This is a genomic window from Chryseosolibacter histidinae (assembly GCF_018598225.1).
Taxonomy (GTDB): domain Bacteria; phylum Bacteroidota; class Bacteroidia; order Cytophagales; family Cyclobacteriaceae; genus Chryseosolibacter; species Chryseosolibacter histidini.
In genome coordinates, this window is sequence record NZ_JAHESF010000016.1 from 15,858 (window position 1) to 36,187 (window position 20,330).

Genomic DNA, 20,330 nt, shown 5'->3' on the forward strand with positions numbered 1-20,330 from the left:
AAGGATTTTTTTTATATCAGGGAAGGTAATGTCCTGGCTTTGTTCACCACGTCGTCGAATTCAACACCTAAAAGTTTGATGGTGTACAACAGGAAACGGATCTCTTTTACATGAACGCGGCCATCCACTTCAGACAGTTTGTAAAGCAGCACAAAGATATTGAGCTTCTCTTCAAGGGTGCATTGGTTCACCAGGTCTATTCCGGTTTCAAAGATCTCGCGTTCTTTTTTGTTCAGCACAATTCCTTCGAACGCATTGAAAAGCTCATCGGGTATGCCTTCACGTTCTTTGATGTTGTGGAGCGCGATCTGCTCATGCTCGTCAATAACCCCATCGGCACTGATCAGCAGGTGTATCAGGTAAAGCAGTCCCAAATGGTAAGTTTGCTTCATGGGGTGAAGGAAAGCGCCAAAGATAATAAAAATGGTCCACGGTCGACAGTCCACTGTCCACGGCCGTGCAGTGTCAAATTACATTGCCTACAAGTACGACGTGCATCGCGATAACTATCGGATACGAAGTACGATTGAGCGACACAAGACTATTCCTGCCGTGGACTGTGGACCGTGGTCTGTCGACGCGCTGGGTAGCAGGAAGGCTTACGAAAGCATCTGATAAACTGCGAAAGCACACACATACGCCAGTGACGTCATGTACGCCAGCTGCAGCGCGGGCCATTTCCAGCCCTTGGTTTCACGGTAGACCACAGCGAGTGTGCTCATACACTGCATGGCAAAAGTATAGAAGATCAGCAGCGAGAACCCTACGGCAGGTGTGAACCGCGGTCCGCCGGTATCAGGATTTATCTCTTCTTTCAGCCTCGTTTTGATGGTGGCATTATCTTCATCGCTCACGCTTCCGATGCTGTAAATGGTGGCCATCGTGCCCACAAACACTTCACGTGCGGCAAACGAGGTGATGAGCGCAATGCCGATCTTCCAGTCGTAGCCCAGCGGTTTGATCGCAGGCTCGATGGCCTTGCCGATGATGCCGGCATAGGAGTGTTCGAGCTTGTAAGCTGCGATGCGGTCTTCGAGGCCTTGCTCCGTCAGTCTCAGGTTCTGTGATTCGTTCAATACGTTCTCGCGTGCGTTCGCCAGCTTGTCGCCGGGGCCGTAGCTGGCCAGCACCCACAGCACAATGGAAATGGCCATGATCACTTTGCCGGCTTCCAGCACAAAGGCCTTTGTTTTTTCAATGATCGTGTAGCCCACGTTAGACCATTTAGGTACCCGGTAGGTGGGCAGCTCCATGATGAGGTAACTGCGCTCTTTCACGCGGATAAGAAACTTCATCACCCACGCAGAGCCGATGGCCGCAACGAAACCGAGGAGGTACAGCCCCATCAGCGCGAGCCCCTGAAGGTTAAAGAATCCCAGTGCTCTTTGATTGGGTACGATCAGTGCAATGAGGATGGTGAATACAGGCAAACGCGCCGAACAGCTCATCAGCGGCGTGACAAAGATGGTGATGGTGCGTTCCTTCCAGTTATCGATTGTGCGTGTTGCCATGATCGCCGGAATGGCACAGGCCACACCAGACATCAACGGCACAACACTTTTGCCATTAAGACCAAACTTCCGCATGATCTTGTCCATGAGAAATACTACGCGTGCCATGTAGCCCGATTCTTCCAGCACGGAGATGAATGCGAACAGGATGGCGATCTGCGGAATGAAGATGAGAATGCCACCGATGCCCGGCACAATACCGTCGCTGAGCAGGCTCGTGAGCGGACCGTCTGGTAAAATACTGCTGAGGTAGCTGCTCAGGTTGGCGAACTGTGCATCGATAAAATCCATCGGCACCGTTGCCCACGCAAAAATAGCCTGGAAGATCAGGAAGAGAATGGCGAAGAAGATCAGGTAGCCCCATACCTTATGGGTCATGATGCGGTCAAGCTTACCGGAATAATTCTTCCACGAATGATCGGCGGTTTTTAAAATGACCTCGTTCAGCAAATCTTGTATGACGCTGTAGCGTTGAATGGTCTCCGCACCCTGGAACTTGCCAGGAAAGAAATTATATGACGACCGGATCTGGTCCACCACCAACTGTTTTTCCTTCGACAGAAATTTCAGCGACTTAGGTTGTTCGAGAAACTGGTAGGCTTCGTAGTCGTTGTCTACCCCTGTCTTTTCACGGAGCTCCTTCACAGGGGCTTTTGCATCGTCCCAGATATTGAACACCGATTTTTGAGGTGCGCTCAACGGCTGACTCAATACTTTTTTCAGCTCGTCCAATCCGATACCATTCCTGGCGTTGATGGGCACCACTGGCACACCGAGGCGTTGTGATAATTTTTTCAGATCGTAATTGATGCCTGCCTTTGCTACAAGGTCCATCATGTTCAACGCAAGGATGGTGGGCAACCCTATATCAGTGATCTGGGTGAGCAGCAGCAAGCCACGTTTAAGGTTTGTGGCGTCGGCGGTAACTACAATTTTGTCGGGTGTCGTTTCAGAATGATGATCGAGCAGTACTTCTGCTACGATCTGCTCGTCGAGGCTTCGCGGATAAATGCTGTAGATGCCGGGAAGATCTATGACTTCTGCTGAAGTTCCATCGGGCAGTGCGCAATGGCCTGACCGTTTATCAACCGTGACACCTGGAAAGTTTCCGATCTTCTGGTTTAAACCCGTGAGCTGATTAAACAATGAAGACTTCCCTGAATTGGGATTTCCCAGCAACGCAATTTTCTGCCTCTTGTGCGACATTAATTCAGGATTGAAATCGTGGCGGCTTCTTCAAGGCGAAGCGACAGCTCGTAGCCTGAAACGCTGATACACACAGGGTCACCCAGCGGAGCGGTGAAGTTAAAGCGGACAGGAACACCTGGGAGGCATCCCATTTCCATCAGTTTTGCAGCCAGATGGTCATCCGTAAATCCGGTAATGATCCCAACATCCCCAGGCTTCATTTGGGCCACATTCTTGAGGCTTTCCACTAATAAACTTAATTTAGATTAATTTTAAACAAGGCAAAGATAGACGCGGTTCCGGTGTGAAGCAATGATTTATCTCAGGAATGTGTTTGAGCCTGTAAACGGTGATTTGATGCGAAAAAAGCCAAAAAAAGAGAAAACGGATCAGCAAAAACCAAAGCCTGAGGTTCCACCTTCAGATCCGAAACCTGTGGAAGCCATTGAAGAAAATCCCTTCAACTTCGGTGGCCTCCCCGCCCGTGACCTGAAGAAGAACCTGGGATGCGGTTGAGAGGAATGTGATGAAACAGGGTAAGATTTCTGCTCCATAGTTTCTTCGGAGTATGCCATTAAGCCGCAAACGTTGTAAACGAACCTAATACAGGGGCCGGTGGTTTGATTTAAATTTTTTTGAGAAACACACATCCGGCCGGCCTGCAATAAACGTATGTCTAAACACGAATTTTGTTTGTTTAGACCGGAGCCCATCCAACGCAAACAATGATGCTGACGCTAAAACAACTGCAAAAGTGATTTTTGCCAGCGATAGTGGGCTTTTGTCTTGTTGGTAATTAATCGCTCAATGAAATCGAGTTCCCTTACCAGGAAATGGCTGGCTATTGTTGTGCTCTGTTTGGCGTGTGTCGCCATTGCAGGCATTTTTTGGAGGCAGGAACTGAAGTACCTGACACCAACACCAATTCCGTCAGCCTATGTGGCCGTATCGGTGGGCGAAGATGTTGCATTGCCACCATCGCTGAGCCGCGGCCCTTCTTATTTCCTTCATTTTTACAATCCTGATTGCCCGTGTTCGAGGTTCAATGCAAAACATATCCAATCGCTCATCCGCAATTACCATGATAGCATCAGGTTTGTGATCGTGGTTCCACAACATGCTTCCGTGGCCGAGGCAAAAAGCAAGTTTGGCGACGACATGAATTATGTAAGCGATACGGAAGATCGTATTGCCAGATCGTGCGGGGTTTATTCCACGCCTCAGGCTGCCATCATCACTGCTTCCGGCAAATTGTATTACAGAGGAAATTACAACCGCTCGCGCTATTGCACTGCGCGCGCCACCAATTTTGCCGAGCTGTCACTGATCGCGCTCCTGAACAAACAGCCTTCGCCTGTGTTTGATGTACTGGCAACACAATCGTATGGCTGTGAGCTGCCGGCGAATGAGATCGAATTCTTTTAAACAAACAGAGAATAAAGCTTTAATCAACGTTATAGTATGGCTGTCAAGTTATCCGATCAGGAGATCGAGCAAGCATTTTACGATATTAACCGGTCGTCCAACCGGCTCATCGCTGTGGCCATTTGTCTGTACTTTGTTTTCGGACTCTTCCTGGCGCTCTTCTATAATACATTCCAGATAGCCCTTGTTGCCGGCGGCTCGTGTATGCTGGCATACTTCGCGGTGCGGGCAATGCTTCCCGATTCGAACCTTCATCAATATGTGATGAGCGCCATTTTCGGGATTTTTTCAGCGCAGTTCATTTATCAGATGCATGGCCTGTTCGAAATGCATTTTTTCTTTTTTGTTGGCTCGACCCTGCTGATCACCTTCCGTAACTGGAAACTGATCATTCCTTTGTTGTTGATCACGGTCATACACCACGCCACATTTGCATGGCTGCAATACAACGGCATGAAAGAGATCTACTTCACCCAGCTTGCGTATATGGACCTTCAGGCTTTTCTCTTCCACGCTTTTCTGGCCGCAGTGATCATGGGGATCTGCGGGTACTGGGCATATGACCTGGAGCGAAGCACCTTAAGGGATGCCATAAACAATAATGTGCTGGCCCGGCAGCTTGCCAATGTAAAAACCAATATTGCTTTTGCCGAACAGATGAGCAAGGGCAACCTGACGGTAGACTACCAGGTGATGGATGATACCGATGAGCTGGGCAAATCGTTGCTGGTAATGCAACAGAACCTGCGATCGGCAAATGAACGGGAGACGGAAGAGAAGTTCATTACCACAGGTATCAATGCGATCTCTGACATCATCAGGCAAAACACTACCGATGCACAGAGCCTGCATGACGAACTGATAAAAGGCCTTGTTAAGTATGGCAGGTTCAATCAGGGCGCCTTGTTCCTGTATGAAGAGACAGCGGACGAATCATATCTTCAGATGGCGGCATGTTATGTTTACGGTCGCAAAAAACATCTGAAGATGCAGGTGAGCCCCGGTGACGGTCTGGTGGGACAATGTTTCCTCGAAAGAGATCCGATATACATTACTACAGTGCCCGCGGGGTATATACGGATCACGTCCGGTCTCGGCGAGGCAACACCTTCCTGCATCTTCCTGGTGCCTGTTAAAACACGCGACGAGGTTGTGGGTGTGATCGAGCTGGCCTCGTTCTCGAAGCTCAAGGAGCATGAAAAGGAGTTTGTTCAAAAGGCGGCAGAGAACATTGCGTCAGCCATTATATCGTCAAGGACAACAACCCGCATTCAAAAGCTTCTGGCGGAATCGCAGCAGCGCACGGAAGAGCTCAGATCGCAGGAGGAGGAAATGCGTCAGAATATGGAAGAGCTTACAGCAACGCAGGAAGAAATGCGACGAAAGTCTGTAGAAGCAGAGAACCACTTCAACGCCATTGAAGAAAGTGGCATTGCTTCGATCGAGTTTGACCTCGATGGAACTATTGTGACAGCCAACAGGCATTTCACTGAGTTGATGGGCTATCGGCTTGACGAGATCAAGGGAAAGCATCATCGAATATTCGTCGATAAAGTGCTTGCTGCTTCGCAGGAGTACGCAGACTTCTGGTCGAACTTGCGGCAGGGCATTGCCCGTCCCGGCGAATATAAACGTGTGACAAAAACCGGCGCCCCTGTATTTATCAAAGGAAGCTACTCTATCATTCGCGATACAAACGGGAAACCTTTACGCGTTCTGAAGCTGGCAAGTGATATCACCGCGCTTAAGAAAAAGGAACAGGACCTGGAAGTAGCCCGCACGTTGCTCGAAAAATCAAAGCAGTCTCATGCTGTGATGGACGGGGCTGCAGTCACCAGTTAGTCGACCACTACTTCCGCAGGAGTGAAGTCTTCCTTCTTTTTCTTTTTCGTTTTTCTTTTTCGCGTTCCTGCATAGTAGCCGGCAAACGTCAGTATTGGATACAACGAAACCTTGATCAGTTCTATCAGGAACTGCTCCTTGCCAACGTAAAGACAAAACCCGATAAAGGTCAAAAACAGTGTGATAAGCGCATCGGCGATATACGCTATCCTTGTATAGGTTTTTCTCCTTTCCTTTGGCCTTTCCTTGTCAAGCTCAGTCTCGATCTCCATGTACTTTGAAGACAAATCCCTATTGTGGTCAAGCTCTTTACCTTTGAGTTTGATGCTCTCAGCTTCATTTACAGCCTTCTGATGTTGTGTCTGTAAGAACTGATGAATAAGGGAATCTGACAACAAACCTGACGATGAAGAAAGTATCTTTTTATCGGTCGTTGTGACTTCTCATTCATCATTCAAAAACTACACGAACCTTTGCTTTGAAACCCGCGCCGAATTTTTGCGGAACAATAAATTTTGATTGTTTGATCCTTGACGGATGTTTGGAGGCAAGCTCAATAAATTGCTGGGGCGTTAAGTCTTTGACAACGAAGCTATCACTTTTTCCATGAAACAAACAAGCCTCTTTCACACACCAAATGCATTTTGATCAATAGCGGAAACTAAAGTTCCGACCTTGTTAACATCTTGCTTTCTGTGGTAGTGAACTGGACGCAAAAAAAATCCTACAGCGCCATAATGGCCTTGAAAATAATGCGGATACTGATGAGGATCACCATAACACCCACCAGGATCATCATGGTTTTTACAGGAAGCCTCCGTGAGAGGAAGGCTGCGATAGGTGCTGCGATCACACCACCCGCGATCAATCCGGCAATAACATACCAGTGGCTTAGACCGATCACGGCGAAAAAAGTAATAGAGCTTGCCAGCGCTACAAAGAACTCGGCCAGGTTCACGGTGCCGATCGTATACCTGGGATGCCGCCCGCGTGCGATCAACGTAGACGATACGATCGGACCCCAGCCTCCGCCGCCGATAGAGTCCATAAAACCGCCAAAGGTCGCCAGGCGTGGAATGTTGCCCGAGCTCACTTTCTTTTTCTTCTTCAATGCCTTGCGGATGATGATCACTCCCAGATAAAGCGTATACAACGCGATGACCGGTTTAATGATGTTGTTGTATTCTTCCAGCGATGATAAAACGAAAGCACCCGCGGCCGCACCGATGATGCCGGGAAGCAGCAGTGTTTTGAAAAGTTTCTTGTTCACGTTCTGAAATTTCAGGTGCATGAGCCCGGAAACACCGCTCGTGAAAATTTCAGAAGTATGAATACTGGCGCTCGCTGCGGCAGGAGGCACGCCGAAGCTCAGCAGAAAGGTGGATGCGCTCACACCATAGGCCATGCCCAACGCACCGTCGATCATTTGTGCGATGAATCCCGCCAGCATAAACAGGTAAAAATCTTCGTGCAGCAGGCTGAACCAGTAAGTCAGCGTATCGGCATAAAACACCGCTGTACTGATCATGAAGATAAGCGCGACAACCGAGAGCAACAGTGTAACAGGCAACCGCTTTACAGCCGGCTGCTTGAGCCCGATAGGAGTTGCTATTGATTGAATTTGCTCTCTTTCCACAGAATACTCTTAAAGTCTACAGAAAATATAGACAAATATGAGTATTGAGGATGTCAAATCCAAACGCATTAAATGCTTTCGGCTACAAACACCCTTTTTACACGTTCGCTGGTATTGGTAAGGATCTCGTAAGGAATGGTATGAATGGAATCTGCAACCGTTTGAATGGGCAGTCCGCTTCCGAAAACGATCACTTCGTCGCCTTCTTTTACGTCAATGCCGGTAACGTCTACCATGGTCATGTCCATGCACACATTGCCGATGACAGGTGCGAGCTGTCCCTGGATCATCACCTTGCCGGCGCCCCTGCTGAAGGCCCTGCTGAATCCGTCGGCATACCCGATGGCAATGGTGGCCAGCGTCAAAGGTTTCTCCGCTTTTCCACGTCTTCCATAACCGATGGTCTCACCCGTTTCAATCGACTTGACCTGCGATACCATGGTCTTTAATGTGGCCACTGGTTTCAGCCCCTCGGTCTTCTCCGTTGTAGGATCCACACCATAGAGCCCGATGCCGAGCCTTACCATATCCATCTGAAATTGAGGCAACCTGAGAATGCCCGGCGAGTTCAGGATGTGATAAACAGGTTTATAACCAAGTACCTGCGAGATCTTGTCAGCCGAGCGCAGAAACCGCTGCACCTGTTCTTTCGAAAAATCGTCGTGGGTGGCTTCATCGGCGCCTGCCATGTGGCTGAAGATGGAAGCCACTTTTAGTCCTGGCTGCTCTTTGAGAATGCTAGTAAGCTTGTCGATATCGTTCTCTTCAAAACCCAGCCTGTGCATGCCTGTGTCCAGCTTGATGTGCACAGCGCAGCTTCGGCCCCGCAGAAAGCTCAGAAAACTTTGAAGGATCTTGAAGCTGTACAGCTCCGGCTCGAGCTTGTATTGCAGCAGCGTTCCAAAGCTTTCTTCGGACGGATTCATTACCATGATGGGCAGCGAGATATTATTTCTGCGGAGGTCGATACCTTCATCGGCGTAAGCCACACCCAGGTAATCTACCTTGTGATACTGAAGCAGGTTGGCGATCTCCGTGCTCCCGCTTCCGTACGCAAAAGCTTTCACCATCACCATGATCTTCGTCGAAGGCTTGAGCCGCGCCCTGAAAAAGTTCAGGTTGTGAACAATGGCGCCGAGGTCGATCTCCATCACCGTGCCGTGTACTTTTCGCTGGATGCGCTCCACGATTTTCTCGAACTGAAAAGCGCGTGCACCCTTTACCAGAATAACCTCCTGTTGAATGGAGTCCCAGTCGAACCGGTCTACGAACTCAGCGGTGGAGCTGTAGAATTGTGAGCCTTCGGGAAAATATTGTTGATGCGCAGACAGCACTTTGCCGATACCAATGAACGCGTGAATGTTGTTCTTGGAGATCAGGGCACCGATCTGTTTTGCCAGGGCCTCATTTGAAAGGCCTGATTCAAGGATGTCGGAAAGGATGACTCTCTTTTTATTTTTCTGATGCTGATTGGTGAGGAATTCAAGGCTGATCTGCAAGCCAGCCAGATCGTTGTTGTACGTATCATCGATCACCTGACTTTGGTTGATACCCTCTTTCAGCTCGAGTCGCATCGGTACCGACTGCAGCGACTGAATGCGCTCCTGGATCTCGTCGGCGCTGTACCCGAGATGAAAGAGCGTCGTTACGCAGTGAAAACAGTTCTCCACAGAAGCCTTGTCAGAGAACGGCAACGCCAGGGGAAAAGAAGTGCCTTTGAACGAGACCGTGAACTTGCCGTTTTGCTGCCGCACCTGTATACCCGCCGTTGAGGAGCTTCCCCAGCTTAGCGAAGGCAAGCCCGACCGTTGTATCGCCTCGTCTATCAGCGCGTGGTCTTTGCAGTAGATCACCGTTTTGCAGGTGGTGAAAAGCGCGAGCTTCTCCTTTACCTTTTCCTGTAGGGAAGAGAACCCTTCATCATGCGCGGAGCCGATGTTGGTGAAAATGCCGATGGTAGGTTGAATGATGCGCGCGAGGCGTTCCATTTCGCCCGTGGTGGAGATACCGGCTTCGAAGATCCCAAGCTCGTGATGTTTCTGGAGCTGCCATATGGAGAGCGGCACGCCCAGCTGTGAATTATAACTTCCTGGATTTTTCGCGATCTTATAATCTGGCGAGAGCAGCTGGAACAACCACTCTTTTACAATAGTCTTGCCGTTGCTGCCGGTGATGCCGATCACCGGCATGTGCAGGGCCGACCGGTGATAGGCCACGATAGCTTGTAATGCTTTGATTGACGAGTCCGTTAGCAGGATGTTGGCGTCGTGATAACTGTCGGCGTGCGCCGGCTCGCGTTCAACCACGAAGTACCGGGCTCCCTTTTCGTACAGCTCATGGATATACTGATGGCCATCGTGGTGCTCACCTTTGATGGCAAAAAAAACGGAATCGCTGGTACCGATAGCTTTGCGGCTATCTGTATGCAGCGATGAGATCTGCACATCTTTCGTAAAGCGCAGCATCCTGCCTCCGGTAATGGCTTCGAGCTGAGAGAACAGGATCATATCAGAGTTTTATAATTTTAAAACAACCGCGCTCCATTGGGTACAGCCTTATCGACTGTGCACAGCACTACATTTTTCTCCGTGTCAGGGAAGCCCGTGACAAGCACCTCTGAAACAAAATTCGCGATCTGTTTCGGCGCAAAGTTCACCACACAAACTACCTGGCGCCCTACCAGTTCTTCAGGTTTATAATGAGCCGTGATCTGGGCACTCGATCTTTTGATGCCGAGCTCGCCCAGGTCTATCCAAACTTTCAGGGCAGGCTTCCGGGCCTCTGCAAAAGGCTCTGCCTTAACAATTGTGCCCGCCCGAATATCGATTTTCTCAAAATCTTCCCAGGTGATCATAGCGCTTAAAAGCTTGAAAATTACGTCAGAATCGCAAAAAATTAAAAATCTTCAAAATTCTGTCAAAGTCTTTGTAAACAGAAAAAAGTTTTTACCGTGGGCGATTCCGGCTTTATTTTGTACTTTTCTGGAAGCAAAATCAAAAGATTACCATTTGACCAGCTCCGGGAGCTCATGAAAAACCGGTTTCACCATATCCTGATCCTTACCTGCATGGCCCTAGCAGCTTTTGCAACGGCTTCGTACGGACAAGACTCTGGCATTCCGGATTATGAAATGACAGACCATGAGCGCGATAAAATGCTCTATTCACCCGGTGGTGAAGGAGAATTGCGCCCCCGGTACCCTGTAACCGTGAATAACGCCGCAAAAGATTCTGCCTCCGTGATCAGGACCGTGCCCCCGCCGCCTGCCCGTATAAAATCCGAACCATCGTTGACCAAACCCACCGAAAAACAGCCGCCCCAGAAGCAGGACGATGATTCCGTGCTCTCCTTCAACTTTCTGTATTACATCATACAGAAATACAAATTGCAGGATATTATCGACTAGGCATTCCTTTTTATTTTACTTTGTTATATTTGCAACGTTGTTGCATTAAGTAAAATGACCGTAAGGCAGTTTTTCTGGCTAATATTTTTCTTGTTTCAGTTTGCGTTGCCAGCAGCCGCGCAGCAGTGTGCCCATACCCTTACAGGTGTGGTACAAATGGAAGGTGGCGTGACATTGCCGGGTGCAACCCTGTCCATCGCCCAGGCCGGAAAACAGATCATCTCCGCAGAAGACGGATCGTTCACTTTTGAAGGTCTCTGCCCGGGCGCCTATACGCTCACAGCACATTATGTAGGTTTCGAGAAACGTACCGTGCAGGTTAAGGTTCCACACACGGGTAGGCTTACCGTTGTACTGGCACAGGTCAGCACCCAGCTTGAAGATGTGGTCATAGAGGGCGAGCCGCAGCGCACATCCGTTTCACAAACCGTGGGGCTGCTGCAAAAAGAAGATCTGGAGGCGCTGCACGGAAAACCCCTGGGCGAAGCGTTGAAAGAAATACCGGGCGTGAACGCCATTCAGACCGGCCCCTCCATCTTTAAACCGGTGATCCACGGCCTGCACAGCCAGCGCATCCTCATTCTTAATAATGGTATCCGCCAGGAAGGCCAGCAATGGGGCATAGAGCATGCGCCTGAAGTGGACCCCTACATCGCCTCGAACATTGAAGTGGTCAAAGGCGCCGAGACCGTACGCTACGGCTCCGACGCCATTGGTGGTGTGATCATTATCACCCCGCCACCGCTGCACGAAGTGAAAAAACTGGGCGGTGAGCTTAACATGGGCCTGATGTCGAACAACCGCATGGGTGCATTCTCGGCCATGCTGGAAGGAAATCTCGGTAAAACGAGCCAGTGGACGTGGCGTGCCCAAAGCTCTGTGAAACGTGGTGGCGACTATCACACGCCGGGTTACAACCTTTCGAATACGGGACTGGCCGAGCTGAATTTTTCCGGAGCACTGGGCTTCAACGGCACGGGCAAAGGACTTGAGATCTACCTGAGCAGCTTCAACACGGAGATCGGCATCCTGCGGGCGGCCCATACCGAGAACCTCAACGACCTTCAGCAATCCGTTGTGAGTGAAAGGCCGTGGTATGTGAAGGATTTCACCTACAACCTTGCTAATCCAAAACAAAAGATCAATCACCAGTTATTGAAAGTGAGCTCCTACTTTCAGCTGAAAGACCTCGGCAGATTGAACATACTTTACGGAGCGCAGTACAATCAGCGTAAAGAGTACGACATCCGCAGGGGCGGACGAAGCGACAGGCCGGCATTATCATTGGGATTGCTCAGCAATGTGCTTGACGTTTCGCTCGATCATGAAAAGGGAAGTCACAGCGGCAGCATCGGCTTCAACGGTACTCTGAAGTTCAACCAGAACGATACCGAGACAACCAATATCCGTCCCCTGATCCCCGACTACCAACAGCTTTCCACCGGCGTTTTTATACTTGAAAAATGGCGGCGCAAAAAACTGACCCTGGAGGCGGGTGCACGTTTCGATCACCAGTACCTGAAGGTGATGACCTTTGAAAACAACCAGACCCTGATCAAACCTGCCTTCAATTTTAATTATTTCAGCGGCACCCTTGGCCTTGCCTATCTCTTCAGCCCAACGCTGCGGCTGGTGAGCAACGTTGGCGTCTCGTCACGACCCCCGCACGTAAGTGAGCTTTACAGCGAAGGCTTGCACCATGGCACCGGCTCCATCGAAGAAGGACTGATGCGCCAGGGCAATGAAGTGCTCACCGACCAGGGACTGATCCGGAAAGAAATGTCGAAGAAGTGGATCAACACCCTTCAGTACACAGGCAAAAAGCTGAGCTTCGATTTTTCACTTTACTACAATGCCATCAGCAACTATGTTTTTCTCAGGCCGTACGATACGCGGCTTACCATCAGGGGATATTTTCCGGTGTTCCGCTTCGACCAGACCGATGCCGTGCTGACGGGCGGCGATGCAGGACTGAAATGGCAGATCAACTCCAGGTTCTCTTACAATAGCAAACTGTCGTACATCTATGCCCGCGACGTTGAACGCGATGATGAGCTGATCTTCATACCGCCGGGGCAGATCGAAAACGCACTTACTTACCGCATTCCTTCGATGGGTAAGCTGAGCGACCTGTTTTTCAGCGTGAGCGTTCCGTTGGTACTGCAGCAAACGCGGGCGCCACGGGTGGTATACCCGCAGGATATTCCTGCCAATACTTCACACGAGCTATTCGATTTCGCGCCCGCACCCGGGGGATATGCGTTGTTAAATGCGCGCATCGGCTTCAGGCTTCCGGTTTATGACAGGGAGCTGACAGTGACCCTTTCAGGAGAGAACCTGCTGAATAAAAGTTATCGCAACTATATGAACAGGCTGAGATATTATGCCGATGAGACCGGCTCTAATTTTATGATCAGGCTTTCCTATCATTTTTATAAGCATTAAGATCTTGAACTATAAAACCAACATCCAATGAAAAACCAATTAAAACCATCTGACAGCTTACGTTCCTTCATCCTGTTTTTTTCTTCCACTTTTCTAGTTGCAACATTGTTGCTTGTGATGGCGTGTGGCGATGATCCCAAACCTGTGAACGAGGAGGAGGTGATCACGACCATGACCCTTACGTTGACACCCGTAGGCGGGGGCAATAGTGTAACGCTTAAGTTCTATGACGAAGATGGCGACGGCAGCATTCAGCCCGTAAAAACAGTAAGCGGTCCGTTAGCGGCATACACTACTTACGAAGGGTTGATCACGCTGTTGAATGAAACAGCAACGCCGGCGGGAGATATCACGGCGGAAGTGAAGAATGAGGCGAGCGACCACCTGTTCTGCTTCACCACAAGCAATGTAAATCTTACTGTGAATGCCAAAGACAAAGACAGCAACAACCTGCCACTGGGCATTGAAACTTCATGGGTTACAGGTGCCGTAAGCACAGGTACTGTAAAGGTGGTTTTACGACATCAGCCTGGCGAGAAGACTGGCAACTGCCCGGGTGGAGGAGATACCGATATTGAAGTGGACTTTAATGTGACCGTACAATAACCCGGGTAAGGGATTCATTTATTTTAAAAAAGGTACATGAAGCGTGAGGTTTGGAAAACTATATATAAATTCAGTGCTTACCATGCACACTGGAACAGGTATATAAGTTTCCTAACCTTACTTCATGAAAAAAATACTTTTCGGTGCGGGGGCACTTTTTCTGTGCCTTGCATTTATCCTGGCCTCATGTCTTGAGGAAATAGACAGGATAGATAAGATCGAAGATCCTTCCTTTGCTCCTTCGATCGATTTCCCACTGGTGAACTCGGACTTCAGCATGGAAGAGTTTCTCACGGAGGGAGAATCCAAAGCCAGGATTGTCGATCAACAGGGCCTCCTGGTGCTCATCTACGACGATACGGTGACCACGCCTTCAGCCGCAGGATTCTTCTCACTGCCCGATCAGCAAAGCCCTGTGCTGTCGATCACCGGTCCTGAAGTCTCTTTCCCTTCACCCGGCGCGAGTGTAACGGTGACCAAGAACCTCACGTTTGCGTTCACTCCTGCAAACTCCGAAGCGCTAGACTCAGTAGTGATCAAGGCAGGCCAGATGCTTTTCCAGATGAGCTCTACGTTCCCGGCAAACATCAGCCTTGACGTTAACATCACTTCGCTCAAATTTCAGGGCACAGCGTTCCAGCGCAATTTCACATTTACCGGTGCGGGCAGTCAGAACCCTTCGTTCAATCTTCAGGGATCGAGCTTCGACCTAACGCGGAACGGCACCACTACAAACACGGTATCGCTTTCCATCAAGGCCACCATTACTGACACTGGCCAGCCGATCAATAATACACACCGCCTCGATTTCAGCTTCGGTCTTGACAACCTTGGCTTCAGGGCGATCTACGGCGATCTCGGATCCAGCTCCACCCAGCTCACGGCAGACTCATTGAACGTTGATATTTTTAACAACACCCTGACCAGCGGTACCTTTGAATTGCTTGATCCCCTGATCAGGCTCACCATGCAGAACAGCTTCGGTGTGCCGTTGGGTTTCGATATTCGGAACATCGCCGTGTGGAGGGGCAACACGAGCACGGCACTTAGCGGCGCGGCGGTCAATGCGCCCAATAATCCTTATCGCGTGAGTGCGCCTTCGTACAGCCAGATAGGCCAGGCTGTTACCAGCGAGATCAACATCAACGCCAGCAATTCAAATCTTTCGCAGCTGATCTCTTCCTTCCCGCAATACCTGGGGTATCAGTTTGACCTTGCACTCAATCCGGCACCGGTAACATCGAAACACTTTGTGCTTGACGACAGCAAGGTGGTGGTTGCCGTACACCTCGAGCTTCCCATGCATGGAAAGGTGTCAGCGTTGTCTATTTCAAAACGATTTGATTTTAGCGGACTGGGAATTGACGATGTGGAGCAAAGCAAGATCAAGGTGAAGACCAGCAATGAATCTCCGCTCGACGCCAACGTACAGATCTTCTTTTTGGATAACAATGGCCAGGTGCTCGACTCGTTGTTTGCAGAGCGCTCGTTCCTGAAAGGTGCTACCGTAGGGCCTGATGGCTTTACCACCGGCGCAGAACAGGTGATCAAGGAAGTGACCGTTACACAGGCGAAGATAGACCGCATAGAGCAGGCAGAATTCCTGGTGATGACCGCCGTGATGTTCACATCGAACAATGGCACAGTGCCTGTGAAGTTCTCTACTGCCGATAAGCTGAAGGTGAGTGTCGGCGTCAATACCCGCATCCAATACTAAACCGCATCGAAAAGCATGAGGATCCTTTTTACTTTTTCCGTTCTGCTGTTGGTATTGCCAGCCCTTGCGCAGACAGAGTTCTCACTCTACAGGCTCAACGCAAACCTCCCGCAGGCCAATATGCTCAACCCTGCTTTTGCACCCAACAGCAAGTTGACGATAGGACTGCCCCTGGTGTCATCGATCTACGCTGCCGCGGATAACGACGGCATTGCTTTCCGCGATGTGTTTATGGACAGCGAAAATGATTCGCTCAAGATCGATACCCTCTCGATCTTCAGCAAGCTCAACCCTTCCAACCGCATCCAGGTCAATGAAGCGATCCAGCTTTTTTATCTCGGGTTGCGTGGACGAAAAGGTTATTTGTCATTTGCTATTCACCAGGTGCTTGAAATGCGTTTCAATTATCCCGGCGATCTTGCGGGCTGGGCCATCCGCGGTCCGGCGCACCCGGCGTACGTTGGAAAGTCGCTCGACCTTAGCAATTTCTATAGCCGCAGCGTTGCTTACAATAAAATATCGTTGAACTATGCACGCGATATCACGCCCGAGCTGAGGGTTGGTGCCCGCTTCAATTACCTGCTCGGCGTCGCCGCGGGAGAATCGACCAGCATCGATGGCAGGCTTACCGTGAACATGGATTCGGTGAACATCCGCACAGGTAATATTCATTTCCAGACCGCCGGCATCGACTTCTTCGACCAGGACAACCTGGATGTGAACGATTATAAAACCTATTTTCTCGGCACCAAGAACAAGGGCATGTCGTGGGACATCGGTGCAACCTACGAGGTTACCAATAACCTCACCGTTTCTGCGGCCATCAATGACCTTGGCTACATCAACTGGAAAGAGTACACACGCTCGTATCGCGTAGCGCCTGTCAACTATACGTTCAAGGGATTTGACATGCTGGATTACATCAACAAGAAACCGGGCGACGAGTTCCTTCAGGCGGAAGCCGATTCGCTCGAGAACCTGTTTACGGCTACCGAGACCACGGGCAACAAGTTCAAGACATCGCTGACCGGCAAGTTCTACGCCGGTGTGAATTTCAGGTTGCTGCGTGTGAACAATTTCAGCGCGCTGGTATACATGGATGTTTTCCATAAAAAGGTGAACCCTGCGCTCAGCCTCGGCTACAACCTGCAGCTCGGCCGCCTGCTCAACACAACGGTGGGCATAACATACCAGAATGGAAGCATCACCAATATCGGTGCCGGCATAGCCCTGAAGCTGACGCACATGCAGTTCTATGCCACCTCAGACCGGGCCAACAGCTTTATCTATCCCGCGCGGGCCAGCAGGGCAGATGCCCACATCGGTATGAACCTGGTATTTGGACGACCCAAGAAGAACCGCGAGAGCAGCGACAACGATAAGGACAAAGACAAGGAAGAAGAGCCCGAAAAAACACCGGAAGCGCCGAAACCGGATACCGTTGCCCAGCAGCCCCCGGCCATAGAGCATCAGGTGCCGGTAGACACTACTGCACGTGCAACAGCCGAACCTGCGCAGCCACAACCTGTAGTAACGCAGGAAGAAACCAAAGAACAGGTAACACCACCACCGGTTGAAACCCCTGTTACCGAAACACCTTCACCTGTAGTTGAAACGAAGGAGCAACCCGTTCAGCCGGCACCGGAGCCCGCACATGAGACTGTAAAACGAGGCGGTCATCGCGATGAGCTTCCCGTAGGACATTACGTGGTGGTGGGCGCGTTCCGTCAGAAGGAAAATGCGGAACGTTACAGCAGGATGCTGCGCAATAGTGGTTACAATAACAGCTTCGGCTTTGTCACCGTCAAGAATGTGTACTACGTTCACGTGTTCCAATCGGGAGGACTTGACGAAGCACGTAACATGCGCGATGAATTCCGCAAGCGCTCAGAGTTTCAGTTTGCTGAAAGCTGGGTGTTGAGCGTTGAATAGAAGGTACAAGGTACGAATTACGAGGTACGAGGAAATGCAGATCGAGCTACGTATTTCGTACCTCGTATCTACTTACACTTTCTTCACCAGGAATTGCTCCAGGTCGGTGAGCTTCAGCACGCCTTCGTAGAAAGCTTTGCCGAAGATCACGGCGAAGATGCCCATGTCGTTGAGGCGTTTGATGTCGTCGAGGCCACGTACGCCGCCGCTGGCCAGCACGCATATTTCGGGGAAGGTATCGATGATCTCTTTGTAGAAATCGAAGGCGGGTCCTTCAAGCACACCATCGCGTGATACATCGGTAGACTTGACGTATTTGAGGCCGCGTGAATAAAAATAATCGAGGTGTTCGAAGAGGGTCAGCTGCGATCTGCGCTGCCATCCGCGGAAGAGAAGCTCTTTGGTCTCACGGTTGATCACATCGGCGCCGAGAGTCATTTTTTCGCGACCGTAGGAAATGATCCATGATGCGAAAAGCTCGGGATCCGTTACTGCCACGCTGGCTGCCGTGATGTAATCAGCACCGTATTCGTAGGCTTTGCTGATATCGCCATCGGTGGAGATGCCACCGGTAAAATCTATTTTGAGATCGGTATGACCTGCAATGGCTTCGAGCACGTGCCAGTTCACAGGACTTCCTTTTTCAGCGCCGTCGAGATCAACCAAATGCACCACTTCAATGCCATGATCTTCGAAACGTTTCGCGAGGTCAAGCGGATTTTCATCGTAAGCCTTCTCGCTCGTAGGATCGCCCTTACGCATTTTTACAACGTTACCTTTCCGGATGGCTATAGATGGAATTACCTGGATCATTCGGCGCGTTATTGTTTAATTCAGCGAAGTTACAATGCAAAGGGCAAACATCCATTTCAAATAAAAGAAAAGACGCGAATTATTTGGTCGAAATGCATTTCACGATTCAAGATTAATTATGTTTATTTTCGGATTCAAGCACTGCAATCGTGTGAAATGCTACTTCGAAAAATCCTGATGTACGAAGCCACCGTTATCGATCCGTCCATGAAAAATATGAAACCCCTTGCCATTGCTGCAGTTCTCGTTCTGCTTGCTCCTGTATGCCTCTTTGGGCAGGCCAAGGTGCGAAGGCTGCCGAACACCATCAACCATCCGTCGTTCAATGCTTATGCGCCCTACCTGAGCGCAGATGCCAATGCCATCGTCTTCCTGTCAGACAATGCAGAAGACAATATGCTGGCGCCATTTTATACCACACGTGACAACGCCGATTGGAAAGAGCCGCAGCTGTTGCCCAAGAGCATCTACACCCGCTTGAATTTTCTGCGGGGTTTTGCCCTGAATGCCGATGGAAAAAAACTTTACTACTCCACAATGAAGACACCCAGCGTTGGTGGCTTCGATATCTGGACAAGTGACCTGAAAGGAAACACCTGGTCCGAGCCTGTCAACGTAGGTATGCCCATCAACTCCAAAGCGCAGGAAGGCTGCCCATCGATCGCGGCAGACGGCAGTGTCATTTATTTTATGCGCTGCGAAACCATGGACCAGAACAAGGCAGGCAACTGCAAGATCTTCAGGGCGGGAAAAAAGCAAAACGGTCAGTGGGATGAACCGGTCGAGTTGCCAGCGCACATCAACACCGGAAATTCGCAGACCCCACGCATCATGGCCGACGGAGAGACCCTTCTTTTTTCGTCAGATAAAATGCCGGGTTGCAAAGGAGGTATGGACCTCTACAGCACGAAGTTTACCAACGGAGCCTGGAGCAAACCAGTGCCCTGGGATTTTGTGAACACTGAAAAAGACGATCAGTATGTAAGCGTTGCAGCGCTGGGCCGATACATTGTGAAAGACGCCATGGGCCAGCGAAGAAATGAGCTGATGGAATATCTGATCCCCGATCAGCTTCGGCCCCGCGGCATGATGAAGCTCGATGGCAAAGTAACAGACGCCGCGGGCAATCCTGTGTCTGCCTACATCTCAATTGTTGACATTACCAAGAAGAAAAATTTTTACAACGGCAGGCCCTATGCAGACGGCTCCTTCATTGTGTATGTGATGGAGGGCAGCAAGTATGAGCTGGCCATCGATCCGGAGCAGGATGCCGTCAGCTATTTTACAAAACAGCTCGACCTCACCACAGACAAGATCCCACAGGTGGAGAAAGTTTCGGCCGTGATCAAACCGCTGGCTGTGAACGATGAATTTCCGCTGGACATGATCAGCTTCAAGCCTTACTCGAGTGTGGTAGATGCTTCGGCTTCTGCACCCGGGCTCAAACGTTTCATGCGCCTGGTGAAGGGAAATCCGAATGTGAAATTCGAGATCCAGGTGCTCCTCAGCGGGTACGTTGAAGACTCAGTACGCTCCAGCCCCGACCTTACGGAAGTGTTGTACGACTCCATCCATGCCAAGTATGACGATATCGATACGTTGGGTCAGCTCTACGAACGCGATACGGTGATCGTAAAAACTACTTATCACAACGACCGCACCTGGCAGCAGGCGCAGGCCATTGCAAAATACCTGGTAAGCCAGGGCGCTGCTGAAAGTAATTTTGGTTTTTTCGGCAATGCCATTCCGGCCACGCTCCCGGAGCAACGCAAGCTCACGGTGAAGGCTATGGTACGCGCTAAAAAATGA

18 protein-coding genes are annotated in these 20,330 nt (G+C 50.2%); 9 read left to right on the forward strand and 9 right to left on the reverse strand.

Translation table 11 applies throughout. The features are described 5' to 3' along the window. Positions 1 to 11 precede the first annotated feature (11 nt). The 3 genes from KK083_RS16945 to KK083_RS16955 form a co-directional block, all read right to left on the reverse strand. Positions 12 to 392: a tellurite resistance TerB family protein gene (locus KK083_RS16945; RefSeq protein WP_254165002.1), complete on the reverse strand. Its 381-nt coding sequence runs from the start codon at positions 390 to 392 to the stop codon at positions 12 to 14. 207 nt (positions 393 to 599) lie between these two features. Further along, the gene (gene feoB / locus KK083_RS16950; RefSeq protein WP_254165004.1) at positions 600 to 2,717 is read right to left on the reverse strand and encodes a ferrous iron transport protein B; all 2,118 of its coding nucleotides are present in this window, start codon (positions 2,715 to 2,717) and stop codon (positions 600 to 602) included. Next, positions 2,717 to 2,947, reverse strand: coding sequence for a FeoA family protein (locus KK083_RS16955; RefSeq protein ID WP_254165006.1), 231 nt, complete (start codon positions 2,945 to 2,947; stop codon positions 2,717 to 2,719). Before KK083_RS16955 ends, feoB begins: the two co-directional genes overlap by 1 nt. 109 nt (positions 2,948 to 3,056) lie before the next feature. On the opposite strand from KK083_RS16955, the gene KK083_RS16960 reads away from it, so the two are divergent. The 3 genes from KK083_RS16960 (at position 3,057) to KK083_RS16970 (ending at position 5,966) form a co-directional block, all read left to right on the forward strand. After that, a complete protein-coding gene (locus KK083_RS16960) occupies positions 3,057 to 3,215 on the forward strand; it encodes a hypothetical protein (protein WP_254165008.1) in 159 nt (52 codons plus the stop codon). A 291-nt stretch (positions 3,216 to 3,506) separates the two neighbouring features. Continuing rightward, entirely contained in the window at positions 3,507 to 4,124 is a 618-nt protein-coding gene (locus KK083_RS16965) for a peroxiredoxin family protein (protein WP_254165010.1), read from the forward strand. Positions 4,125 to 4,160: 36 nt separating this feature from the next. After that, positions 4,161 to 5,966: a PAS domain S-box protein gene (locus KK083_RS16970; RefSeq protein WP_254165012.1), complete on the forward strand. Its 1,806-nt coding sequence runs from the start codon at positions 4,161 to 4,163 to the stop codon at positions 5,964 to 5,966. On the opposite strand, the gene KK083_RS16975 is transcribed toward KK083_RS16970, so the two are convergent. The 5 genes from KK083_RS16975 to KK083_RS16995 form a co-directional block, all read right to left on the reverse strand. Beyond that, a complete protein-coding gene (locus KK083_RS16975; RefSeq protein WP_254165014.1) occupies positions 5,963 to 6,238 on the reverse strand; it encodes a hypothetical protein in 276 nt (91 codons plus the stop codon). The two genes, KK083_RS16970 and KK083_RS16975, sit on opposite strands and share 4 nt — an antisense overlap. A 178-nt stretch (positions 6,239 to 6,416) precedes the next feature. Then, the gene (locus KK083_RS16980) at positions 6,417 to 6,596 is read right to left on the reverse strand and encodes a hypothetical protein (protein ID WP_254165016.1); all 180 of its coding nucleotides are present in this window, start codon (positions 6,594 to 6,596) and stop codon (positions 6,417 to 6,419) included. Positions 6,597 to 6,690: 94 nt separating this feature from the next. Continuing rightward, entirely contained in the window at positions 6,691 to 7,602 is a 912-nt protein-coding gene (locus tag KK083_RS16985; RefSeq protein ID WP_254165018.1) for a sulfite exporter TauE/SafE family protein, read from the reverse strand. Between the two features lie 68 nt (positions 7,603 to 7,670). Next, positions 7,671 to 10,109, reverse strand: a complete 2,439-nt coding sequence (locus KK083_RS16990) for a bifunctional UDP-N-acetylmuramoyl-tripeptide:D-alanyl-D-alanine ligase/alanine racemase (RefSeq protein WP_254165027.1) — start codon at positions 10,107 to 10,109, stop codon at positions 7,671 to 7,673. Positions 10,110 to 10,126: 17 nt separating this feature from the next. Then, the gene (locus KK083_RS16995) at positions 10,127 to 10,456 is read right to left on the reverse strand and encodes a tRNA-binding protein (RefSeq protein ID WP_254165029.1); all 330 of its coding nucleotides are present in this window, start codon (positions 10,454 to 10,456) and stop codon (positions 10,127 to 10,129) included. A 213-nt stretch (positions 10,457 to 10,669) separates the two neighbouring features. Here KK083_RS16995 and KK083_RS17000 point away from each other — a divergent pair, with 213 nt between their 5' ends. The 5 genes from KK083_RS17000 (at position 10,670) to KK083_RS17020 (ending at position 17,708) form a co-directional block, all read left to right on the forward strand. Beyond that, positions 10,670 to 11,008 (forward strand): hypothetical protein, encoded by a 339-nt coding sequence (locus KK083_RS17000; RefSeq protein ID WP_254165031.1) that lies wholly within the window; start codon positions 10,670 to 10,672, stop codon positions 11,006 to 11,008. 54 nt (positions 11,009 to 11,062) lie between these two features. Continuing rightward, the gene (locus KK083_RS17005) at positions 11,063 to 13,453 is read left to right on the forward strand and encodes a TonB-dependent receptor (RefSeq protein ID WP_254165040.1); all 2,391 of its coding nucleotides are present in this window, start codon (positions 11,063 to 11,065) and stop codon (positions 13,451 to 13,453) included. 27 nt (positions 13,454 to 13,480) lie between these two features. Continuing rightward, positions 13,481 to 14,059 carry a hypothetical protein gene (locus KK083_RS17010; protein ID WP_254165042.1) on the forward strand — a complete coding sequence of 193 codons (579 nt, stop codon included), beginning with the start codon at positions 13,481 to 13,483 and terminating at the stop codon, positions 14,057 to 14,059. A 124-nt stretch (positions 14,060 to 14,183) separates the two neighbouring features. Further along, positions 14,184 to 15,776 (forward strand): hypothetical protein, encoded by a 1,593-nt coding sequence (locus tag KK083_RS17015; protein WP_254165043.1) that lies wholly within the window; start codon positions 14,184 to 14,186, stop codon positions 15,774 to 15,776. A gap of 15 nt (positions 15,777 to 15,791) precedes the next feature. Then, positions 15,792 to 17,708, forward strand: coding sequence for a DUF5723 family protein (locus tag KK083_RS17020; RefSeq protein ID WP_254165045.1), 1,917 nt, complete (start codon positions 15,792 to 15,794; stop codon positions 17,706 to 17,708). 72 nt (positions 17,709 to 17,780) lie between these two features. Here the strand turns inward: KK083_RS17020 and KK083_RS17025 are convergent, their stop codons facing one another. Continuing rightward, positions 17,781 to 18,521: a 1-(5-phosphoribosyl)-5-[(5-phosphoribosylamino)methylideneamino]imidazole-4-carboxamide isomerase gene (locus tag KK083_RS17025; RefSeq protein WP_254165047.1), complete on the reverse strand. Its 741-nt coding sequence runs from the start codon at positions 18,519 to 18,521 to the stop codon at positions 17,781 to 17,783. A 156-nt stretch (positions 18,522 to 18,677) separates the two neighbouring features. Between KK083_RS17025 and KK083_RS17030 the strand changes: the two genes are divergently transcribed. After that, a complete protein-coding gene (locus tag KK083_RS17030) occupies positions 18,678 to 20,330 on the forward strand; it encodes a TolB family protein (RefSeq protein ID WP_254165049.1) in 1,653 nt (550 codons plus the stop codon).